Here is a 16440-nt window from a genome sequence, read left to right as displayed (position 1 = left end):
GAATACCCGTTAACCGCTCAACATTCTGGGCTGCATCAATGTCGACGGACCCCCCGTCTGCAAGCCACCCCAGCGCCACAATCAATACCGAAACGATAATGACAGATTTTGCAAAAGTCGTCATATTACCAAACTCGTTAAAAATTCACTAAAAACTGCGTTGTAGTTAACACGACAGGTATCATTCCGGGTAGTCGGGTATCCCTTACCTTTGGTAAACGCCACCGTGGATCGACTTACTCTCGCGCTGAAGGTCATGCCGGCTGGCGTTTCCTGCGCGATCTGAGCCAGACTCGGGATCAGCCTGACCACGCTGATCGGGTTTCTCGTCTTTGATCAACGGTTGGATTGGCCGGTAATCATTGGGCAGACCTTATTGCTCGGCGGTATCCTGATCATCCACCCGTTTTCTACCGCAGCCAGCCGCTGACCGCCGGTTAGGGCTGGCATATTTCTCCGCACCACGTTATGCGCCGGGCAACTTCCCGTTCAAAGGCTGACCTCTCATGGACCTGCGCAACATCGCAATCATCGCTCACGTGGACCACGGCAAGACGACTCTGGTGGATGAGCTACTCAAACAATCCGGCGCGTTCCGGGAAAATCAGGCCGTGGCCGAGCGCGCCATGGACAGCAATGACCTGGAACGCGAACGCGGCATCACTATTCTGGCCAAGGCGACGTCAGTTGAGTGGAAAAATACGCGCATCAACATCGTTGACACGCCCGGTCACGCCGATTTCGGCGGAGAGGTCGAGCGTATCCTCAGCATGGTCGATGGCGTTGTCCTGCTGGTTGATGCCGCCGAAGGCCCGATGCCACAGACCAAGTTTGTAACCTCCAAGGCGCTGGCTCTGGGCCTGCGCCCGATTGTAGTGCTGAACAAGGTCGACAAACCAGATGCCGAGCCCGACCGCGCATTGGATGAGTGCTTTGACCTCTTCGCCAACCTCGGTGCCGACGATGATCAGCTGGATTTTCCTGCGATGTACGCCTCAGGTCGCTCGGGCTGGGCAGATATGGAACTGGACGGTCCACGCAAGGATCTGACTGCACTGTTCGATCTGATCGTCGACCACGTCCCTGCCCCGAAACAGATCGAGCAAAAAAGCGAACCGTTCCGGATGCTGGCCACTACACTGGGCAGCGACCCGTTCATCGGCCGCATCCTCACCGGTCGCGTCGAGAGCGGTACATTGAAAGCGGGCGACAGCCTCAAAGCGCTCAGCCGTGACGGAACCCTGATCGAAAATTTCCGTGCTTCGAAAATCCTGGCGTTCCGTGGTCTGGCACAGCAGCCGATCGACGTCGCCGAAGCCGGTGACATCGTCACCATCGCAGGTATGAGCAAAGCCACCGTGGCAGATTCGCTCGTCTCCCCACAGGTTGAAGAGGCCCTACCCGCTCAGCCCATCGACCCGCCGACCATCACGGTGACATTCGGCATCAACGATTCTCCGCTGGCCGGTCGTGACGGCAAGAAGGTTCAGTCCCGTGTAATCCGCGATCGTCTGATGAAAGAAGCTGAATCGAATGTTGCCATTCGCATCACAGACACCCCCGGCGGCGAAGCCTTCGAGGTTGCCGGCCGCGGCGAACTCCAAATGGGTGTTCTGATCGAAAACATGCGCCGCGAGGGGTTCGAACTCAGCATATCACGCCCGCAAGTTCTGTTCCGCGAAGAAGATGGCCAGCGATTGGAGCCCATCGAGGAAGTCACGATCGACGTGGATGACGAATATTCCGGTTCGGTCATTGAAAAGATCACAGGTGCGCGCAAAGGTGAACTGGCCGAGATGCGCCCCGCAGGCGCAGGCAAGACCCGCATTATCGCCCACGTCCCGTCGCGCGGCCTGATCGGTTATCACGGAGAGTTCCTGACCGATACCCGCGGTACGGGTGTTCTGAACCGCGTGTTTCACGGTTGGGCGGCGCACAAAGGCCCGATCCCAGGCCGTCGCGCGGGTGTTTTGATCTCAATGGAGAACGGTCAGGCGGTCGCCTACGCCCTTTGGAACCTTGAAGAGCGGGGCCGCATGTTTGTCGGACCGCAGACTGATGTCTATCAGGGCATGGTGATCGGTGAGCATTCGCGCGACAACGATCTTGAGGTAAACCCGCTGAAGGGCAAAAAGCTGACCAATGTGCGCGCCAGTGGCTCGGACGATGCGGTTCGCCTCACTCCGCATGTTCAGTTTTCGTTGGAAGAGGCCATCGCCTATATTGACGATGACGAATTGGTCGAGGTGACACCGAACGCCATTCGTCTGCGCAAACGGTACCTCGATCCGCATGAACGCAAGAGGATGTCCAAATCCGCGTGACAGCGCAGTAATCTTGTTCACAGATTGGAAACAATGATCCAATCGTGGCAATTTTGCGTCATATCGAGACGTCTACGAAAAACGAAGGCCCGCCTCATTGGCGGGCTTTCTATTTGATTTTTAATCAATTTTCAGAACCGCATTTCTGTCAAGGAGCGAGAACACCCTCCCTTCCCCTTGTCAAAACGTCAAAAAAACGATCACTTTATGTTCAAAGTATGTCATCGCTTCAGTATACCGCGATGTAGTTGATGTAATTTACGAGTTCCAAGGAGAGGCGCCATGCGCATCAGATCCAAACTGCTATCTTTTGTTTTTGTTTCCGCAACACTTCCTTTCATGTCGGCCGGAGCAGCCCAGGCCTCAGACATGTGCACCGTCAAAACGGCTAAGCAATCTGTATCTTCGACCACCCTTTGCGCTTGCGATGTCGTGAGCTCTCGGATGGTCAGATACATACAGCGACGGGCCGACTTTGAATCTATACTGGAGCAAACCTTGCTGGATTGCCCGGCCTTTGCTGCCATATTGACCGACCTTCCAACCGCATCTGTTGGCTTTGCTGAAAAGAGAACCGGCGATGGTCGCGACGATGAGACCTTCGGCGACGATGACGGACCCGACGATAATGGTGACCCGGACGTCGAAACGGATCCTGATCCTGAGTCAGAGCCGCCTAAGTCGGACCCGCCTAAGTCGGACCCACCTAAGTCGGACCCACCTAAGTCGGACCCACCTAAGTCGGACCCGCCTAAAAACAACGACGCATAATCCTACTGCTTAGTGAAGCAACGTCTTAAAACTGGACTACGCTTAGAGGCTATGTATTCGGTGATCGAGCTAGGGGCAAACTGCTCCTAGCTCCGTCCGTAGACTCCAACCCAGCGACGTGGCTGCTTTGGATCTTGCATACGCAAGAACAGATACCGCGTTTCCGACCATGGCTTGATCCGGTTTGTCAGATTATCCAAAACCAGATCACCCTGGCTCGAGCGAAACACCAGAACTGCATGAGAATTTCTGCGCGTATCCAAAACAGTCGCAATCAACAGCTTTCGTGGATCGATTCCGGCTTTGATCAGGTCCCGTTTCTTAAGCAGCGCAAAATCTTCGCAATCGCCGCCCAGTGAGGTCGGAAGCGCCCAAAGCTCGCGGGTCTTGTATTGGGATTGGTCCGTCACTTCGCGTGTCGAGGCATTCACACGGCGATTGATCTGCTTGACCAGTTTCATTTCCTGTTCGCTGGGCATCGCGGCCCCAGCCTTATACGAACATGCCCAGGCATATTGTCTGCACAATTGCTGCGCGCCCGACGGAGGCGGTGTTGTCGCAACGCTTGTGATAAAGGCAGCGTCCCGGGCCCATGCATTCGAACCATACAGCAGAGCGCTTCCAACCAGAGCAGCCAAGCCGCAATGGCCTCCAAACCTGATGGTGCGCTTGCCAAAGGCTTTTACAATAGTGCCAACCAGTTTCATGCCTGTCCCTCAAGTTCCGTTCAATCCAAGCGATCAGCGTGGCTCAGAACCCTATCTGCTCACGGGAAAATATCCGTAAACTGCAGGCGGCACGCAATCATTGAAGAATTTGTCGAGGAAAAGCGGCGGAAATTCGTCGTTTTTTGTGACCATTTCCGCACCAGATCATGGCGCGAACGCCACATTCAGTCGGCAGAATGCCCCAAACGCACCTGCACAAGCAATTGTATTATATTACTTTTATCCGAAAAATCATCACTGCACGACAGCACAATCAGGCTGTCGTGCCTTAGAGCTTCGCAATCACATAAAAGTCATGCGGTTTTGGAGGTAAGTGATTCTCAATCGGTGATTTCAACCACGACCAACTCTCGTTCGCTGGCACCGCGCGCATGATCGAGCGCTTTTTGGTATTCGGCTGAATGATAGCAGTCTACAGCGGCCTCAAGAGAAGGGAACCGGGCAACCACATTACGAGGCCGCTCTTTTCCTTCCAGCTGAACATAGCGGGCGGCACGGGCAATGAACTCCCCGCCATGCGCCGCAATGGCCGGACCGGCGAGTTCGGCGTATTTGCCATATGCGTCGGTGTCAGTGACCGTGACATGTGCAATCCAAAGTGCTGGCATCTTATCCTCCCAATACCTGTTCGGCAGCTTTGATGGCTGCGTCTGCGTTCGAGGCATCTTTGCCCCCGCCCTGCGCCATGTCAGGCCGACCACCACCGCCTTTGCCACCCAGTTCTGTTACCGCTGCCTTGACCAGATCCACTGCCGACACTTTGTCCGTCAGGTCAGAGGTCACGCCCGCAGCCACGGCCGCTTTGCCGCCCGTGTCAGCGATCAGCAGAACTGCACCCGATCCCAGACGGCTTTTGTGTTCATCAATCAGCGCGGGCAAATCCTTGCCTGATACACCGGTCAGCGACTGGGCAAAAAATGCAACGCCATTCACCTCTCGGGCATCGGCGCCACCACCCTGCCCCGCACCGCCGGCCATTGCCAAATCGCGGCGCAATTGAGCCACCTCGTTCTGCAGCGCTTTACGTTCATCCAGCAGGGATTTCACACGCGCGACGACATCATCCGGTTGAGCCTTCAGCTCCAACGCAATTGTCCCCAAACGATGATCCTGCGCCGACAGATATTTGAACGCTTCGTCACCGGTCAGAGCCTCGATCCGTCGGACACCCGCGCTGCTGGCACTGTCACCCAGCACCACGAACGTGCCGATATCACCGGTCTGACGTACATGAGTGCCCCCGCAAAGCTCAATCGACCAGGTTTCACCATCCTGCCCTTTGCCCGTGGGTGCCTTACCCATAGAAACAACGCGTACTTCATCGCCGTATTTCTCGCCAAACAACGCTTGCGCACCCAAGGCGCGCGCGTCATCGGGCGTCATGATACGAGTTTCAACCGCCGAATTCTGGCGGATGAAATCATTCACCTCACGCTCGACCTTGTGAATTTCTTCTAAGGTCAGAGCCTTGGAGTGACTGAAGTCGAACCGCAGACGTTCGGCCGCGTTCAGCGACCCGCGCTGCGCAACGTGATCACCAAGCGTTTCTCGCAAGGCTTCATGCAGCAGGTGCGTGGCCGAATGGTTGGCACGAATGGCCGTGCGACGGGCGTGATCGACCTCAAGTTCGACCGCATCGCCTTTGGACAGCGCACCGCGTTCCACGGTAACTTTATGCGCATAGACTTTGCCGTCGGCGAATTTCTTTGTGTCTTCGACGCGAGAGATATCCTCACGCTCTTCCAGACGTCTGATCTCACCTGAATCTCCGACCTGGCCGCCAGCCTCACCATAGAAAGGCGTCTGGTTAACGATGGCCCATCCAGTGCCGCCCTGCTCGATCTTGTCGACCAACGCGCCATCTACGACCAGAGCGGCAATCTGCCCCTCGGCCTTCTCGGTGTCGTACCCCAGAAAATCGGTGGCCCCTGCCGTATCCAATACGTCAAACCACACAGCCTGATCAGCTGCTTCGCCGGATCCGGCCCAAGCGGCGCGCGCTTTAGCCTTTTGCTCGGCCATCGCTGCATCAAAGCCATCGGTATCAACGGTCAGGCCTTTCTCGCGCAGCGCATCCTGTGTTAGATCGAGCGGGAAACCATATGTGTCATAGAGTTTAAAGGCTGCGTCACCGGGCAAAGCTGCGCCTGCAGACAGGCCTGCAACCTCGTCATCCAACAGCTTGAGGCCACGGTCGAGGGTTTGCTTGAACCGCGTCTCTTCAAGCAGAAGCGTTTCTTCGATCAAAGCTTGAGCCTGACCGAGTTCGGAATACTGCGCACCCATCAGCTGCACCAGCGTCGGCACCAGCCTGTGCATGACAGGATCCTTTGCGCCCAGCAGATGTGCATGACGCATGGCCCGTCGCATGATCCGACGCAACACGTAACCCCGCCCGTCATTGCTGGGCATCACCCCATCCGCAATCAGGAACGAGGTCGAGCGCAGGTGATCCGCGATCACCCGATGATGCACGTTCTGATCCCCATAAGGATCAACGCCGGTGGCATCTGCTGACGCCTCAATCAGCGTTTTGAACAGATCTGTGTCATAGTTGTCGTGGCTGCCTTGCAGCAACGCACCGATCCGCTCTAGCCCCATGCCGGTGTCGATGGACTGCATGTCGAGTTCCACCATCGAGCCGTCCTCGAACTGCTCGTTCTGCATGAAAACGATGTTCCAGATTTCGATGAACCGGTCGCCATCTTCCTCGGCCGAGCCCGGAGGGCCACCCCAGATGTGATCGCCGTGATCATAGAAAATTTCGGTGCACGGGCCGCAGGGGCCGGTCGGGCCCATCTGCCAGAAATTGTCACTGGTGGCGATGCGGATGATCCGGTCCTCGGGCACGCCGACTTTCTTCCAGATTTCAAACGCCTCATCATCGGTGTGATAGACTGTTGTCAGCAGACGGTTCTTATCGATGCCGAATTCCTTGGTGATCAACTCCCAGGCAAACGGGATGGCATCGTGCTTGAAGTAATCCCCGAACGAGAAATTCCCCAGCATTTCAAAGAACGTATGGTGACGCGCGGTATAGCCCACATTGTCCAGATCGTTGTGCTTACCGCCGGCGCGCACGCATTTCTGTGCCGTGGTTGCGCGGCTATAGTCCCGAGTCTCGAGGCCAGTAAACAGGTTCTTGAACTGCACCATGCCCGAGTTCACGAACATCAGCGTCGGGTCATTGCGCGGGACAAGCGGGCTGGACGCCACAACTTCATGGCCTTGCTTGGCGAAGTAATTCAGAAAGGTTGATCGGATATCGTTCAGCGTGGGCATTTGGGCTCTCTCGACGCGCATTCACTAGGGTCTGCGAAGGTTTAGCCCCCCACCTCGGGAGTGTCCACAGCATTGGCTACCCCGGAACGAAACAAGGCGGCCCCGATGGACCGCCCTGTTCCAGGTATTCTCAGCACCATCGGGGTGCCGTAGGATTTCTGCAGTTCCCGTCAGCGTTCCTTATGCTTCGAGAATATCGTCCTCTTCCGCTTCGGGCGGCATCTCGAAATCTAGACCGTGGGCTGCACGAATCTTGTCCTCAATCTCCAGCGCAGCACGGGTGTTGTCGCGCAGATACTGCTTGGCGTTCTCACGCCCCTGCCCGATCCGCTCATCCCCATAGCTGAACCACGAACCCGATTTCTCGACCACACCGGCCTTGACGCCCAGATCCAGCAGTTCGCCCATCTTGCTGATGCCTTCGCCATACATGATGTCGAATTCAACCTGCTTGAACGGAGGCGCGACCTTGTTCTTGACGACTTTCACGCGGGTCTGGTTGCCGACCACTTCGTCACGATCCTTGATCGCACCGATGCGGCGGATATCCAGACGGACCGAGCTGTAGAATTTCAGAGCATTACCGCCGGTGGTGGTCTCCGGGCTGCCGAACATTACACCGATCTTCATCCGAATCTGGTTGATGAAGATCACCATGCAGTTCGAGCGGCTGATCGAGCCGGTGAGTTTCCGCATCGCCTGGCTCATCAGACGAGCTTGAACACCCACATTGCTGTCACCCATATCGCCTTCAAGCTCAGATTTCGGCGTCAGCGCCGCCACCGAGTCGACCACGACCATGTTTACCGCGCCCGACCGCACCAGCGTATCGGTGATCTCCAACGCCTGTTCGCCGGTATCGGGTTGCGAGATCAGCAACTCATCCAAATCAACGCCCAGCTTGCGTGCATATTGCGGGTCCAGCGCGTGTTCCGCATCGACGAAGGCACAAACACCACCGCGTTTCTGCTGTTCTGCAATGCAATGCAATGTCAGCGTTGTCTTACCCGAGCTTTCGGGTCCGTAAATCTCAACAATTCGCCCCATCGGCAAACCACCGATTCCCAGCGCAATATCCAACCCCAGCGAGCCGGTCGAGCTTGCATCGATATCCTGCTTGGCATCCTCGCCAAGCTTCATGATCGAGCCCTTGCCGAACTGCCGTTCGATCTGCGCCAGCGCGCTGTCGAGCGCCTTTTGCTTGTCTGCGTTTTTCTTGTCGCTCATTGTCAGAAGATCCGCCATTGTCCTGTCACTATCCCTTTTGTCACACCCTTTGACGGGCGGCAATCGCTGCTTTGTTCGCCTCTTGTTCCTTATGGGACCAAAAAGAGAACATTTCAACTAAAACTTATGAAACCCACTGTTGAGCAATTGTGTTAAAGAGTCGTTTACGACAATCTGCGACACGAAAAGCGTTGAAGAGAAAAGATAAATGCTTGTGTTTTACAAAGAGCGTCTGGCGCTTTTATCCGTTCCCAAAACCGGCAGCACCGCCTATCAGACCGCATTACGCGACCGGGCCGATATCGTCGTCTCTGGTCCGACGGATCTGAAACACGCGAACATGCGCCGCTTTGACCGGTTCTTTCAAACAATGTTCCGCAAGATGTTCGACACCGAGATGGAGGTGATGGCTGTGGTCCGCGAGCCCATCGATTGGCTGGGCAGTTGGTATCGGTACCGCACCCGGTCCGAGCGCGCGGGACACCCTTATTCAACGCAAAGTCTGAGTTTCGACGAATTCCTCAACGCCTATATGAACACGCCACGCCCGGCATTTGCGGATGTCGGATGCCAATCCGATTTTTTCAGACCGCGCAGTAACGGTGCCGGGGTCACTCATCTATTCAAATACGAGAATCAGGACCAGATACTGGCGTTTCTCCAGGATCGTCTGGACTGCGAAATCCATCTGACATCCGAGAATGTCTCACCAGACCGACCGTTAGATATGTCAGCGCAAACTGAACAGCGCTTTCGATCGTTAAACGCGGCTGAATTCACCCTGCATCAATCTGCGCGTTAACTCAGCTGTTGGAACACAGCCTCGGTCAACTGCGTGAGTGAGAAAGGTTTGGGTAGGAAGGTCGAGTTCTCGATTTCAGGCCCGGATTCGCCAAAGGCCCCTTCGGTGTAGCCAGACATAAAGACAACTTTGACATCCGGGCGCGACTGTCGGGCTTCGCGTACCCAGGTCGGACCGTCCATGCCCGGCATGACCACATCGGTGACAAAAACATCCACAGACAAATCGGGGTCTTCGAGAAGATGCAGCGCGTCCTCGGCTGATTCCGCTTCGAGCACCGTATAGCCTTTCAGCCGCAAAGCCCGCGTTGCAAAGGCCCGAACCGGCGCTTCGTCTTCGACCAGCAGAACCACACCTTCGCCCTGCCGTGCGACTTGTTCTTCCTGAACGATGGGCACCTCAGGCTCAGTGGCTTCAATCGCAGCCGCCACCGGCAATAGGACAGTAAATTCGGTGCCTTTTCCCCGCACGCTGTCGACGAAAATGAACCCTCCGGTTTGCTTCACAATTCCATAAACGGTAGACAGGCCAAGCCCTGTACCTTCGCCTGTGCGTTTGGTCGTGTAGAAAGGTTCGAACACTTTTTGCAGCTTGTCCGCGGGTATTCCCACACCACTGTCGATCACCTTGACTGTGACATATTCTCCGGGCTGGACGGTTGCCCGGTCACGCGTAAAGGGCCGGTCCAGAGATAAGACTTCAGTCTCGATCCGAATCTCTCCACCTTCCGGCATCGCATCCCGGGCATTCACCACGAGATTCATCAGTACCTGCTCAAGCTGACGCTTGTCTGCACATACGGGTTTCAGAACAGGGTCGTGGCTGAGTGCCAGCCTCACTTTCTCGCCCACTAGCCGGTTCAGCAAGTGGATCAGATCCGAGATGGTATCACGCAAATCCAGCGTCTCGGGGCGCAAGGTTTGTTTGCGCGAAAACGCCAGTAACTGACTGACCAAGGCCGCCGCACGGTTGGCATTCTGATTGATCTGCACCAGGTCACCATAGTTCGGATCGTTCTGATCATGACGTAACAGCAACAGGTCGCAATGACCTGAAATCGCAGTCAGAAGGTTGTTAAAGTCATGCGCAACGCCGCCAGCAAGCTGCCCCACCGCCTGCATCTTCTGTCCTTGCACAAACTGCGCTTCAAGCGTCTTGAGCTCGGTCGCATCATTCAGAACAGCAATCAGACCAGCCTGCCCTTCACGCTGTATTCGCGAGAGAGTGACTTGCACGAAAACCTCTCTGTCTCGCCGTGTCAGACGCAGGAATTCGGAGCGCGGCCCAGCATCCTGCTCCATCGCGCGGGTCAGCCAATCCCGGATTGGATATCCCAGCCCCTGCATCATTGCCTCAAGATTTGCACATCCCGGCCTGATCTCGCCGATCAATTGTCGTGCAAGAGGGTTGGCCTCAAGGATCTCCCCTTCGGGAGACAGCCGCATGATTGGAACAGGCAGATCAGCGAACGAGGCCAGATCGGGTGCAGGCTCTGCATTCTCAAGCGGTATCATCAGAAGTTCACGGGATGACTCTCTCTTCCGCAGAGTTGAGACAATCACGCGTCTTTTTCCACTCTCCGTCTCCATCTGTTGGATGCCATCGCGACCGTCGTTGGAAATCACCTGATCAGCCGTAGCGGGAGATTTGCCTAGCAAATCAACTGCGCTTTTGTTCAGGTCCAGCACGACATTGTCGCGTCCTACGGTCATGATCGGAACCTCAAGATCATTCCAGAAGCTGCCAGCACCCAGTGAGATGCGCCAGCAAAACCGATCTTCGTTCAACATCGACACCTCAATCGATACCGATTGCCCACGTGTAACGATTTCTCTCCGCGCGAACCCCTTTGCCTTGGCGAGAGTTTGAAGGCTGAGCAAAACAGCTGCTGGGTTGGCCACAGCAGATCGTAGGCAGTCTTCCAAACGATTGCCTGCGGCTGCCTTATAACGCGCCGCAGCACATTCATTAGCGATCAGGACGCGTCCGGTTGCATCTGCCACCAAGCAGGTCGCGCCCTGATGATTCAGGTATGTTGAAAGATATGTAAGCGCCTGCAGTTCCGATCGGCGTGAAAACCAAGCGCGCGCGATCTCAAGAGTTCCGACCGACAGAAAGGAAACCCCGATCGTTGCGGCCATGACGTTCCAAGGCCGCGGCAACTGCCCGAACAGCGAGAGCACGCACAAAACGATGGCGATCACCCCGAGTGAGGCATATCGCGCACGCGCACCACTCCATCGCTCTGAGCCACTGGAAAAAACAGCAGAAATACTGGACATAAACAGCTCATGTTAAGTCAATTTTTGACCAATATCGGCCCGCAATGGTTAACTGCCGCTTAACAAAATCACGGCGTGAACTGCCTATGGTTGATTTTATATAATCAAGATCGCGTCAAGTGCGCGGTGTAGAATCCATCCGTTCCGTGGGAAACTAGCCACGATCTGCGCAGACCCGATTGCCACTCAGGGTAGTCCTTAAGAAACCTGTCGACCACTGCATCATTCTCAACAGTCAGCATAGAACAGGTGGCGTAGGCCAGCACGCCGCGTGCGGCAACCAGGGGTGACACATCTCGCAGAATGTCTGCCTGAATGCTGGAAAGATCTCTCAAACGCTCGGGCGTCAGCGCCCACTTCCCGGCGGGCGCCCGCCGCCAGGAACCGCTGCCCGAACACGGCACGTCCGTCAAAACGATATCGAACGGCGCTTGTTGAGCCAGCTGGTCCGATTGCAAAATAGTCACCTCTGCACCCGCTCTTGACGCTCGGGCAGGCAGATCGCGCATACGACCGGGATTGGCATCGTGGGCAAAGACCTGCACGCCCTTCGAAGCCGCCAGCGCCAGCGTTTTACCGCCCCCGCCTGCACAATAATCCAGAACCCGCATACCGGGCTGAAGGTCGAGCGCCGCGACGACCGCCTGACTTGCAGCATCCTGCAACTCAACGAGCCCCCTCTTATAAACATCGCTCTGCGCGATCTTGCGCTCCCCCTCGGCGACCTCAAGCGCGGTATCACAAGCGGGATGTGCGCTTGTCTGAATGCCGCCCTCTGAGAGTAGACGGATCACATCTTCACGCTCTACCTTTGCTCTGTTGACGCGCAGATGCACGGGTGCGCGAGATTGCAGCGCGATGGCGGCGGCCTCGGCCTCATCGCCCAATGCCTGCTGAAATTCAGGCCAGAGCCATTCGGGGATATCCAAGCGCTCGGCCTCTGACTGGAACACCCGCGCTTGATCACCGTCGGAGATCGGTGCAGGCGCAAACCGTTCACCCGTGAATAGTTGAGCGGGATCACCACCCGACGAGCGGAACGCGCCGATCATCAACCCGCGCCCTGTCTCTGCGCCGCCACACGCCGCGAAAGACCGTTTGCAACGAAGCGCGCCAAACACGTGATCACGGACCGCCGCGCGATCCTTTGAGCCCGCAAAACGGCTCTGCCTGGCCCAGCCCGTCAGCGCCTTTTCGACAGGCGCACCAGACAGTATCTGATCCAGTATCTCAATCGCGGCCTGCACGCGCGCTGCCGGGGTCATCGTTGGCTCCGATCCTGATCAGGCCCGATCACATCACGCGATAGTTCGGGCTTTCCCGCGTGATCTGAACATCGTGCACATGGCTTTCCTTCAGACCCGCGCCTGTGATTTTGACGAAGTTGCAGTTCTTTCGCATCTCGTCCACCGTCGCACATCCGGTATAGCCCATCGCCGCACGCAAGCCGCCGACCAGTTGATGGACAACTGCGCTGGCCGATCCCTTATAGGGCACCTGCCCCTCTATCCCCTCAGGCACCAGCTTGTCGTTGGCCGCGTCCTTCTGGAAGTATCGGTCCGCCGAGCCACGCGCCATTGCGCCCAAACTTCCCATGCCGCGATAGGATTTGAACGAGCGACCCTGATACAGGATCACCTCACCCGGGCTTTCATCGGTGCCCGCAATCATCGAGCCGACCATGGCGCAAGAGGCTCCCGCCGCGATTGCTTTGGCAAAATCGCCCGAGAATTTGATACCGCCATCCGCAATTACAGGAACGTCACCTGCCGCGGCAGCACAATCCATGATTGCCGTCAGCTGAGGCACCCCGACACCCGCAACCATCCTTGTCGTACAGATGGAGCCCGGTCCGATGCCCACCTTGATCGCATCCGCGCCAGCATCAATCAGCGCCTTGGTCGCTTCGGCGGTGGCAACATTGCCTGCAATAATCTGCACCTCATTCGACAGCATCTTGGCGCGTTTCACCGCATCCAGAACCCCTTGAGAATGGCCATGTGCAGTATCCACAACGATAATATCGACGCCGGAATCCACCAGTTGCTCGGACCGTTCAAAGCCGGCATCACCCACAGAGGTCGCCGCGGCCACCCGCAGACGACCCAGGTGGTCTTTGCAAGCAGTGGGGTTCAGCACGGCCTGTTCAGTGTCTTTCAGGGTCAGCAGGCCGGTCAGTTTGCCACTACCGTCGACAACCAACAGCTTTTCGATCCGGCGGGCCCGCATCAGGCTTTTGGCTTCTTCCAGATCGGCGGGTTCTTGCAGCATCGCGAGGTTGTCCGAGGTCATCATCGCCTTGATCGGCGTATCGTCCGAGGTTGCAAAGCGCATGTCCCGGTTCGTCACGATGCCGACGACCCGCCCGTCGCCGTCAACGACAGGGAAACCGGTGAAGTTATACCGCTCGACCAAAGCCTGCGCATCCGCCAGTGTCTGATCCGCCCGCAGCGTCACCGGGTTGTAAACGATGCCGGATTCGAACCGTTTAACCCGGCGAATCTCGCGCGCCTGTTCTTCGACCGAAAGGTTCTTGTGGACAACACCGATACCCCCGGCCTGCGCCATTGCAATGGCCATGCGCGCCTCGGTCACCGTGTCCATCGCCGAGCTGAGCAGCGGAATGTTCATGGTAATCTCACGCGTCACGCGCGTGGTGGTATCTGCCGTAGCCGGAAGCACTGAAGATGCGCCCGGAACCAGGAGAACGTCGTCGAAGGTGAGTGCCTCACGAATCTGCATCTGAAAACCCCATGCAAAAGCCCGTTTGGCGGTGACCCTATTACATGGATTTCACCCGAGGGAAAGCCCTGAACCCAAGTTGTTTTTCCATGCGGGGCTTTGCCGCGCCCGAAAACGACGCAAGCGATGCAAAACGTGCCGCTGAATGCCCTTTCCCTTTTCGCTCAAACCCATATCTTCCGCGGCATACGCGCGAATACAAAGGCAGGCCTTTCATGACCACCGATCCTCTTGTCGTCTTCACCCCTTCCGGCAAACGCGGGCACTTTCCCATCGGCACGCCGATTCTGACCGCAGCACGTCAGTTGGGCGTTGATCTGGATTCGGTCTGCGGCGGGCGCGGCATCTGTTCCAAATGCCAGATCACCCCCAGCTATGGCGAGTTCCCCAAACACGGTGTCACCGTTTCCGAGGACGCCCTGAGCGAGTGGAATGCGGTCGAGCAGCGTTATGACGACAAACGCGGTCTGAAGCCGGGTCGCCGACTGGGCTGCCAGGCGTCGGTACAGGGTGATGTGGTGATCGACGTCCCACCCGAAAGCCAGGTCCACCGTCAGGTCGTCCGCAAGGCCGCAGCTGCGCGTGCGATCATCATGGACCCGGCCACGCGGCTCTATTTCGTCGTGGTGGAAGAGCCTGACATGCATTCCCCTACCGGCGATCTGGAGCGGCTGGAACGCGCCCTACGCCAGCAATGGAACATTGAAGCCGTCACCGCTGATCTGTCCCTGATGTCCAAGCTGCAGCCCGTGCTGCGCAAGGGTAAGTGGGAGGTCACCGTGGCCGTCCACAAAGGCCACAAGGATGACGTGGCCCGTATTGTCGAAATCTGGCCCGGTCTGCACGAGCAAGGCCTGTATGGTCTGGCCATCGACCTTGGCTCAACAACCATTGCGGCGCATCTGACGGATCTGGAAACCGGTGAGGTCAAAGCGTCGTCGGGCCTGATGAACCCTCAAATCCGCTTCGGCGAAGACCTGATGAGCCGCGTTTCATACGCCATGATGAACCCCGGCGGCGATCAGGAGATGACGAAGGCCGTGCGTGAGGCGATCAATGACCTGACCACTTCGATCGCCGAAGAAGCCGGAATCGACGCCGCGCTGATCGTCGAGACCGTGTTTGTGTGTAACCCGGTGATGCACCACCTGCTGCTGGGTCTGGACCCGGTCGAGTTGGGGCAAGCCCCGTTTGCGCTGGCCACGTCCGAAAGCATGTCCCTGCCCGCGCGCGAGATGGACCTGACCGCCATGAACCCGCGCGCGCAGGTCTATATCCTGCCCTGTATCGCAGGCCACGTCGGCGCGGACTGTGCCGCCGTCGCCCTGTCCGAAGAACCCGGCAAATCCGACGACCTCGTTCTGATTGTCGACGTCGGTACCAATGCGGAAATCTTGCTGGGCAACACCCACCGCGTTCTGGCCTGTTCTTCGCCCACCGGCCCTGCATTCGAGGGTGCGCAGATCAGCTCGGGCCAGCGCGCCGCGCCCGGTGCGATTGAACGGATTGAGATCGATCCTGTCACCAAAGAACCTCGCTTCTGCGTGATCGGGTCCGAGAAATGGTCGGACGAGGACGGGTTCGATCAGGACATCGCCACCACCGGCATCACTGGCATCTGCGGATCGGGCATTATCGAAGCCGTGGCCGAAATGCGTATCGCTGGCCTGCTCGACGAGAGCGGCCTGATCGGATCCGCTGAGCAGACCGGCACCGCGCGCTGCGTCCCGGAAGGGCGCACCCATGCCTATTTGATCCACGATGCGAGCGCCGAAGGCGGACCGCGCATCACCGTTACCCAAGGCGACATCCGCGCAATCCAGCTGGCCAAATCCGCACTCTACGCCGGTGCGCGTCTGCTCATGGATGAAATGGAGGTCGACCGGGTCGATCGTGTCGTTCTGGCGGGTGCATTTGGTGCCCATATCTCGACCAAACACGCGATGGTGCTAGGCATGATCCCTGACGCGCCGCTGGATAAGGTCTCAAGCGCGGGCAACGCCGCCGGAACCGGTGCGCGGATTGCGCTGTGTAACATCGGATCACGCGCCGAAATCGAGCGCGTCGTGCGAGAAATTACCAAGGTCGAAACCGCCATCGAGCCCAAGTTCCAGGACCATTTCGTCGCCGCCAACGCGATCCCTCATAAAACCGATCCGTTCCCCGAACTGGCGCAAGTCGTCACCCTGCCTGCGCCATCCTTCAACACCGGCGGCGGGGATGAGGAAAAGTCTGGTCGTCGACGTCGCAGGAGGTCATAGTCGCCCCAAACGGCGGAGGGC

The 16440-nt window shown here is 57.4% G+C and carries 12 protein-coding genes; 4 read left to right on the top strand and 8 right to left on the bottom strand.

The window, feature by feature from the left end:
• The first annotated feature begins 506 nt into the window (after positions 1–506).
• Positions 507–2324 (top strand): translational GTPase TypA, encoded by a 1818-nt coding sequence (gene typA, locus ACR0NF_RS03940; protein ID WP_480469765.1) that lies wholly within the window; start codon positions 507–509, stop codon positions 2322–2324.
• Positions 2325–2545: 221 nt separating this feature from the next.
• Here typA and ACR0NF_RS03935 read toward each other — a convergent pair whose 3' ends face one another.
• Positions 2546–2782, bottom strand: a complete 237-nt coding sequence (locus ACR0NF_RS03935; RefSeq protein WP_480692686.1) for a hypothetical protein — start codon at positions 2780–2782, stop codon at positions 2546–2548.
• 122 nt (positions 2783–2904) lie between these two features.
• Between ACR0NF_RS03935 and ACR0NF_RS03930 the strand changes: the two genes are divergently transcribed.
• Entirely contained in the window at positions 2905–3108 is a 204-nt protein-coding gene (locus ACR0NF_RS03930; RefSeq protein ID WP_480777965.1) for a pentapeptide repeat-containing protein, read from the top strand.
• 73 nt (positions 3109–3181) lie between these two features.
• Here ACR0NF_RS03930 and ACR0NF_RS03925 read toward each other — a convergent pair whose 3' ends face one another.
• From ACR0NF_RS03925 to recA, 4 genes are all read right to left on the bottom strand, one after another.
• Positions 3182–3802: a transglutaminase-like cysteine peptidase gene (locus tag ACR0NF_RS03925; RefSeq protein ID WP_480469764.1), complete on the bottom strand. Its 621-nt coding sequence runs from the start codon at positions 3800–3802 to the stop codon at positions 3182–3184.
• 341 nt (positions 3803–4143) lie between these two features.
• Complete coding sequence (locus tag ACR0NF_RS03920) at positions 4144–4431, bottom strand: DUF1330 domain-containing protein (protein WP_480469763.1); 288 nt, start codon at positions 4429–4431, stop codon at positions 4144–4146.
• A gap of 1 nt (position 4432) precedes the next feature.
• Entirely contained in the window at positions 4433–7105 is a 2673-nt protein-coding gene (gene alaS, locus ACR0NF_RS03915; RefSeq protein ID WP_480666896.1) for an alanine--tRNA ligase, read from the bottom strand.
• A gap of 180 nt (positions 7106–7285) precedes the next feature.
• Positions 7286–8350: a recombinase RecA gene (gene recA / locus ACR0NF_RS03910; protein WP_480469761.1), complete on the bottom strand. Its 1065-nt coding sequence runs from the start codon at positions 8348–8350 to the stop codon at positions 7286–7288.
• A 190-nt stretch (positions 8351–8540) separates the two neighbouring features.
• Here recA and ACR0NF_RS03905 point away from each other — a divergent pair, with 190 nt between their 5' ends.
• Positions 8541–9134: a gamma-glutamyl kinase gene (locus tag ACR0NF_RS03905; protein ID WP_480469760.1), complete on the top strand. Its 594-nt coding sequence runs from the start codon at positions 8541–8543 to the stop codon at positions 9132–9134.
• Here ACR0NF_RS03905 and ACR0NF_RS03900 read toward each other — a convergent pair.
• From ACR0NF_RS03900 to guaB, 3 genes are all read right to left on the bottom strand, one after another.
• On the bottom strand, positions 9131–11416 hold the full coding sequence (locus ACR0NF_RS03900) for an ATP-binding protein (RefSeq protein ID WP_480777805.1): 2286 nt from the start codon (positions 11414–11416) through the stop codon (positions 9131–9133). The two genes, ACR0NF_RS03905 and ACR0NF_RS03900, sit on opposite strands and share 4 nt — an antisense overlap.
• A gap of 104 nt (positions 11417–11520) precedes the next feature.
• Positions 11521–12681, bottom strand: coding sequence for an RsmB/NOP family class I SAM-dependent RNA methyltransferase (locus tag ACR0NF_RS03895; protein ID WP_480469758.1), 1161 nt, complete (start codon positions 12679–12681; stop codon positions 11521–11523).
• A gap of 28 nt (positions 12682–12709) precedes the next feature.
• Positions 12710–14158: an IMP dehydrogenase gene (guaB, locus tag ACR0NF_RS03890; RefSeq protein ID WP_480469757.1), complete on the bottom strand. Its 1449-nt coding sequence runs from the start codon at positions 14156–14158 to the stop codon at positions 12710–12712.
• Positions 14159–14373: 215 nt separating this feature from the next.
• Between guaB and ACR0NF_RS03885 the strand changes: the two genes are divergently transcribed.
• Positions 14374–16419: an ASKHA domain-containing protein gene (locus ACR0NF_RS03885; RefSeq protein ID WP_480777804.1), complete on the top strand. Its 2046-nt coding sequence runs from the start codon at positions 14374–14376 to the stop codon at positions 16417–16419.
• Positions 16420–16440: the final 21 nt, after the last annotated feature.

The sequence above is a fragment of the Ruegeria sp. CF4 genome (assembly GCF_056537345.1).
This window is presented reverse-complemented; position numbering and strand designations above follow the sequence as displayed.

Bases quoted from the DNA above. Each gene is read 5' to 3' on its own strand.
- typA (WP_480469765.1), top strand. From the start codon at position 507: ATGGACCTGCGCAACATCGCAATCATCGCTCACGTGGACCACGGCAAG.
- ACR0NF_RS03935 (WP_480692686.1), bottom strand. From the start codon at position 2,782: ATGTATCTGACCATCCGAGAGCTCACGACATCGCAAGCGCAAAGGGTG.
- ACR0NF_RS03930 (WP_480777965.1), top strand. From the start codon at position 2,905: ATGGTCGCGACGATGAGACCTTCGGCGACGATGACGGACCCGACGATA.
- ACR0NF_RS03925 (WP_480469764.1), bottom strand. From the start codon at position 3,802: ATGAAACTGGTTGGCACTATTGTAAAAGCCTTTGGCAAGCGCACCATC.
- ACR0NF_RS03920 (WP_480469763.1), bottom strand. From the start codon at position 4,431: ATGCCAGCACTTTGGATTGCACATGTCACGGTCACTGACACCGACGCA.
- alaS (WP_480666896.1), bottom strand. From the start codon at position 7,105: ATGCCCACGCTGAACGATATCCGATCAACCTTTCTGAATTACTTCGCC.
- recA (WP_480469761.1), bottom strand. From the start codon at position 8,350: ATGGCGGATCTTCTGACAATGAGCGACAAGAAAAACGCAGACAAGCAA.
- ACR0NF_RS03905 (WP_480469760.1), top strand. From the start codon at position 8,541: ATGCTTGTGTTTTACAAAGAGCGTCTGGCGCTTTTATCCGTTCCCAAA.
- ACR0NF_RS03900 (WP_480777805.1), bottom strand. From the start codon at position 11,416: ATGTCCAGTATTTCTGCTGTTTTTTCCAGTGGCTCAGAGCGATGGAGT.
- ACR0NF_RS03895 (WP_480469758.1), bottom strand. From the start codon at position 12,681: ATGACCCCGGCAGCGCGCGTGCAGGCCGCGATTGAGATACTGGATCAG.
- guaB (WP_480469757.1), bottom strand. From the start codon at position 14,158: ATGCAGATTCGTGAGGCACTCACCTTCGACGACGTTCTCCTGGTTCCG.
- ACR0NF_RS03885 (WP_480777804.1), top strand. From the start codon at position 14,374: ATGACCACCGATCCTCTTGTCGTCTTCACCCCTTCCGGCAAACGCGGG.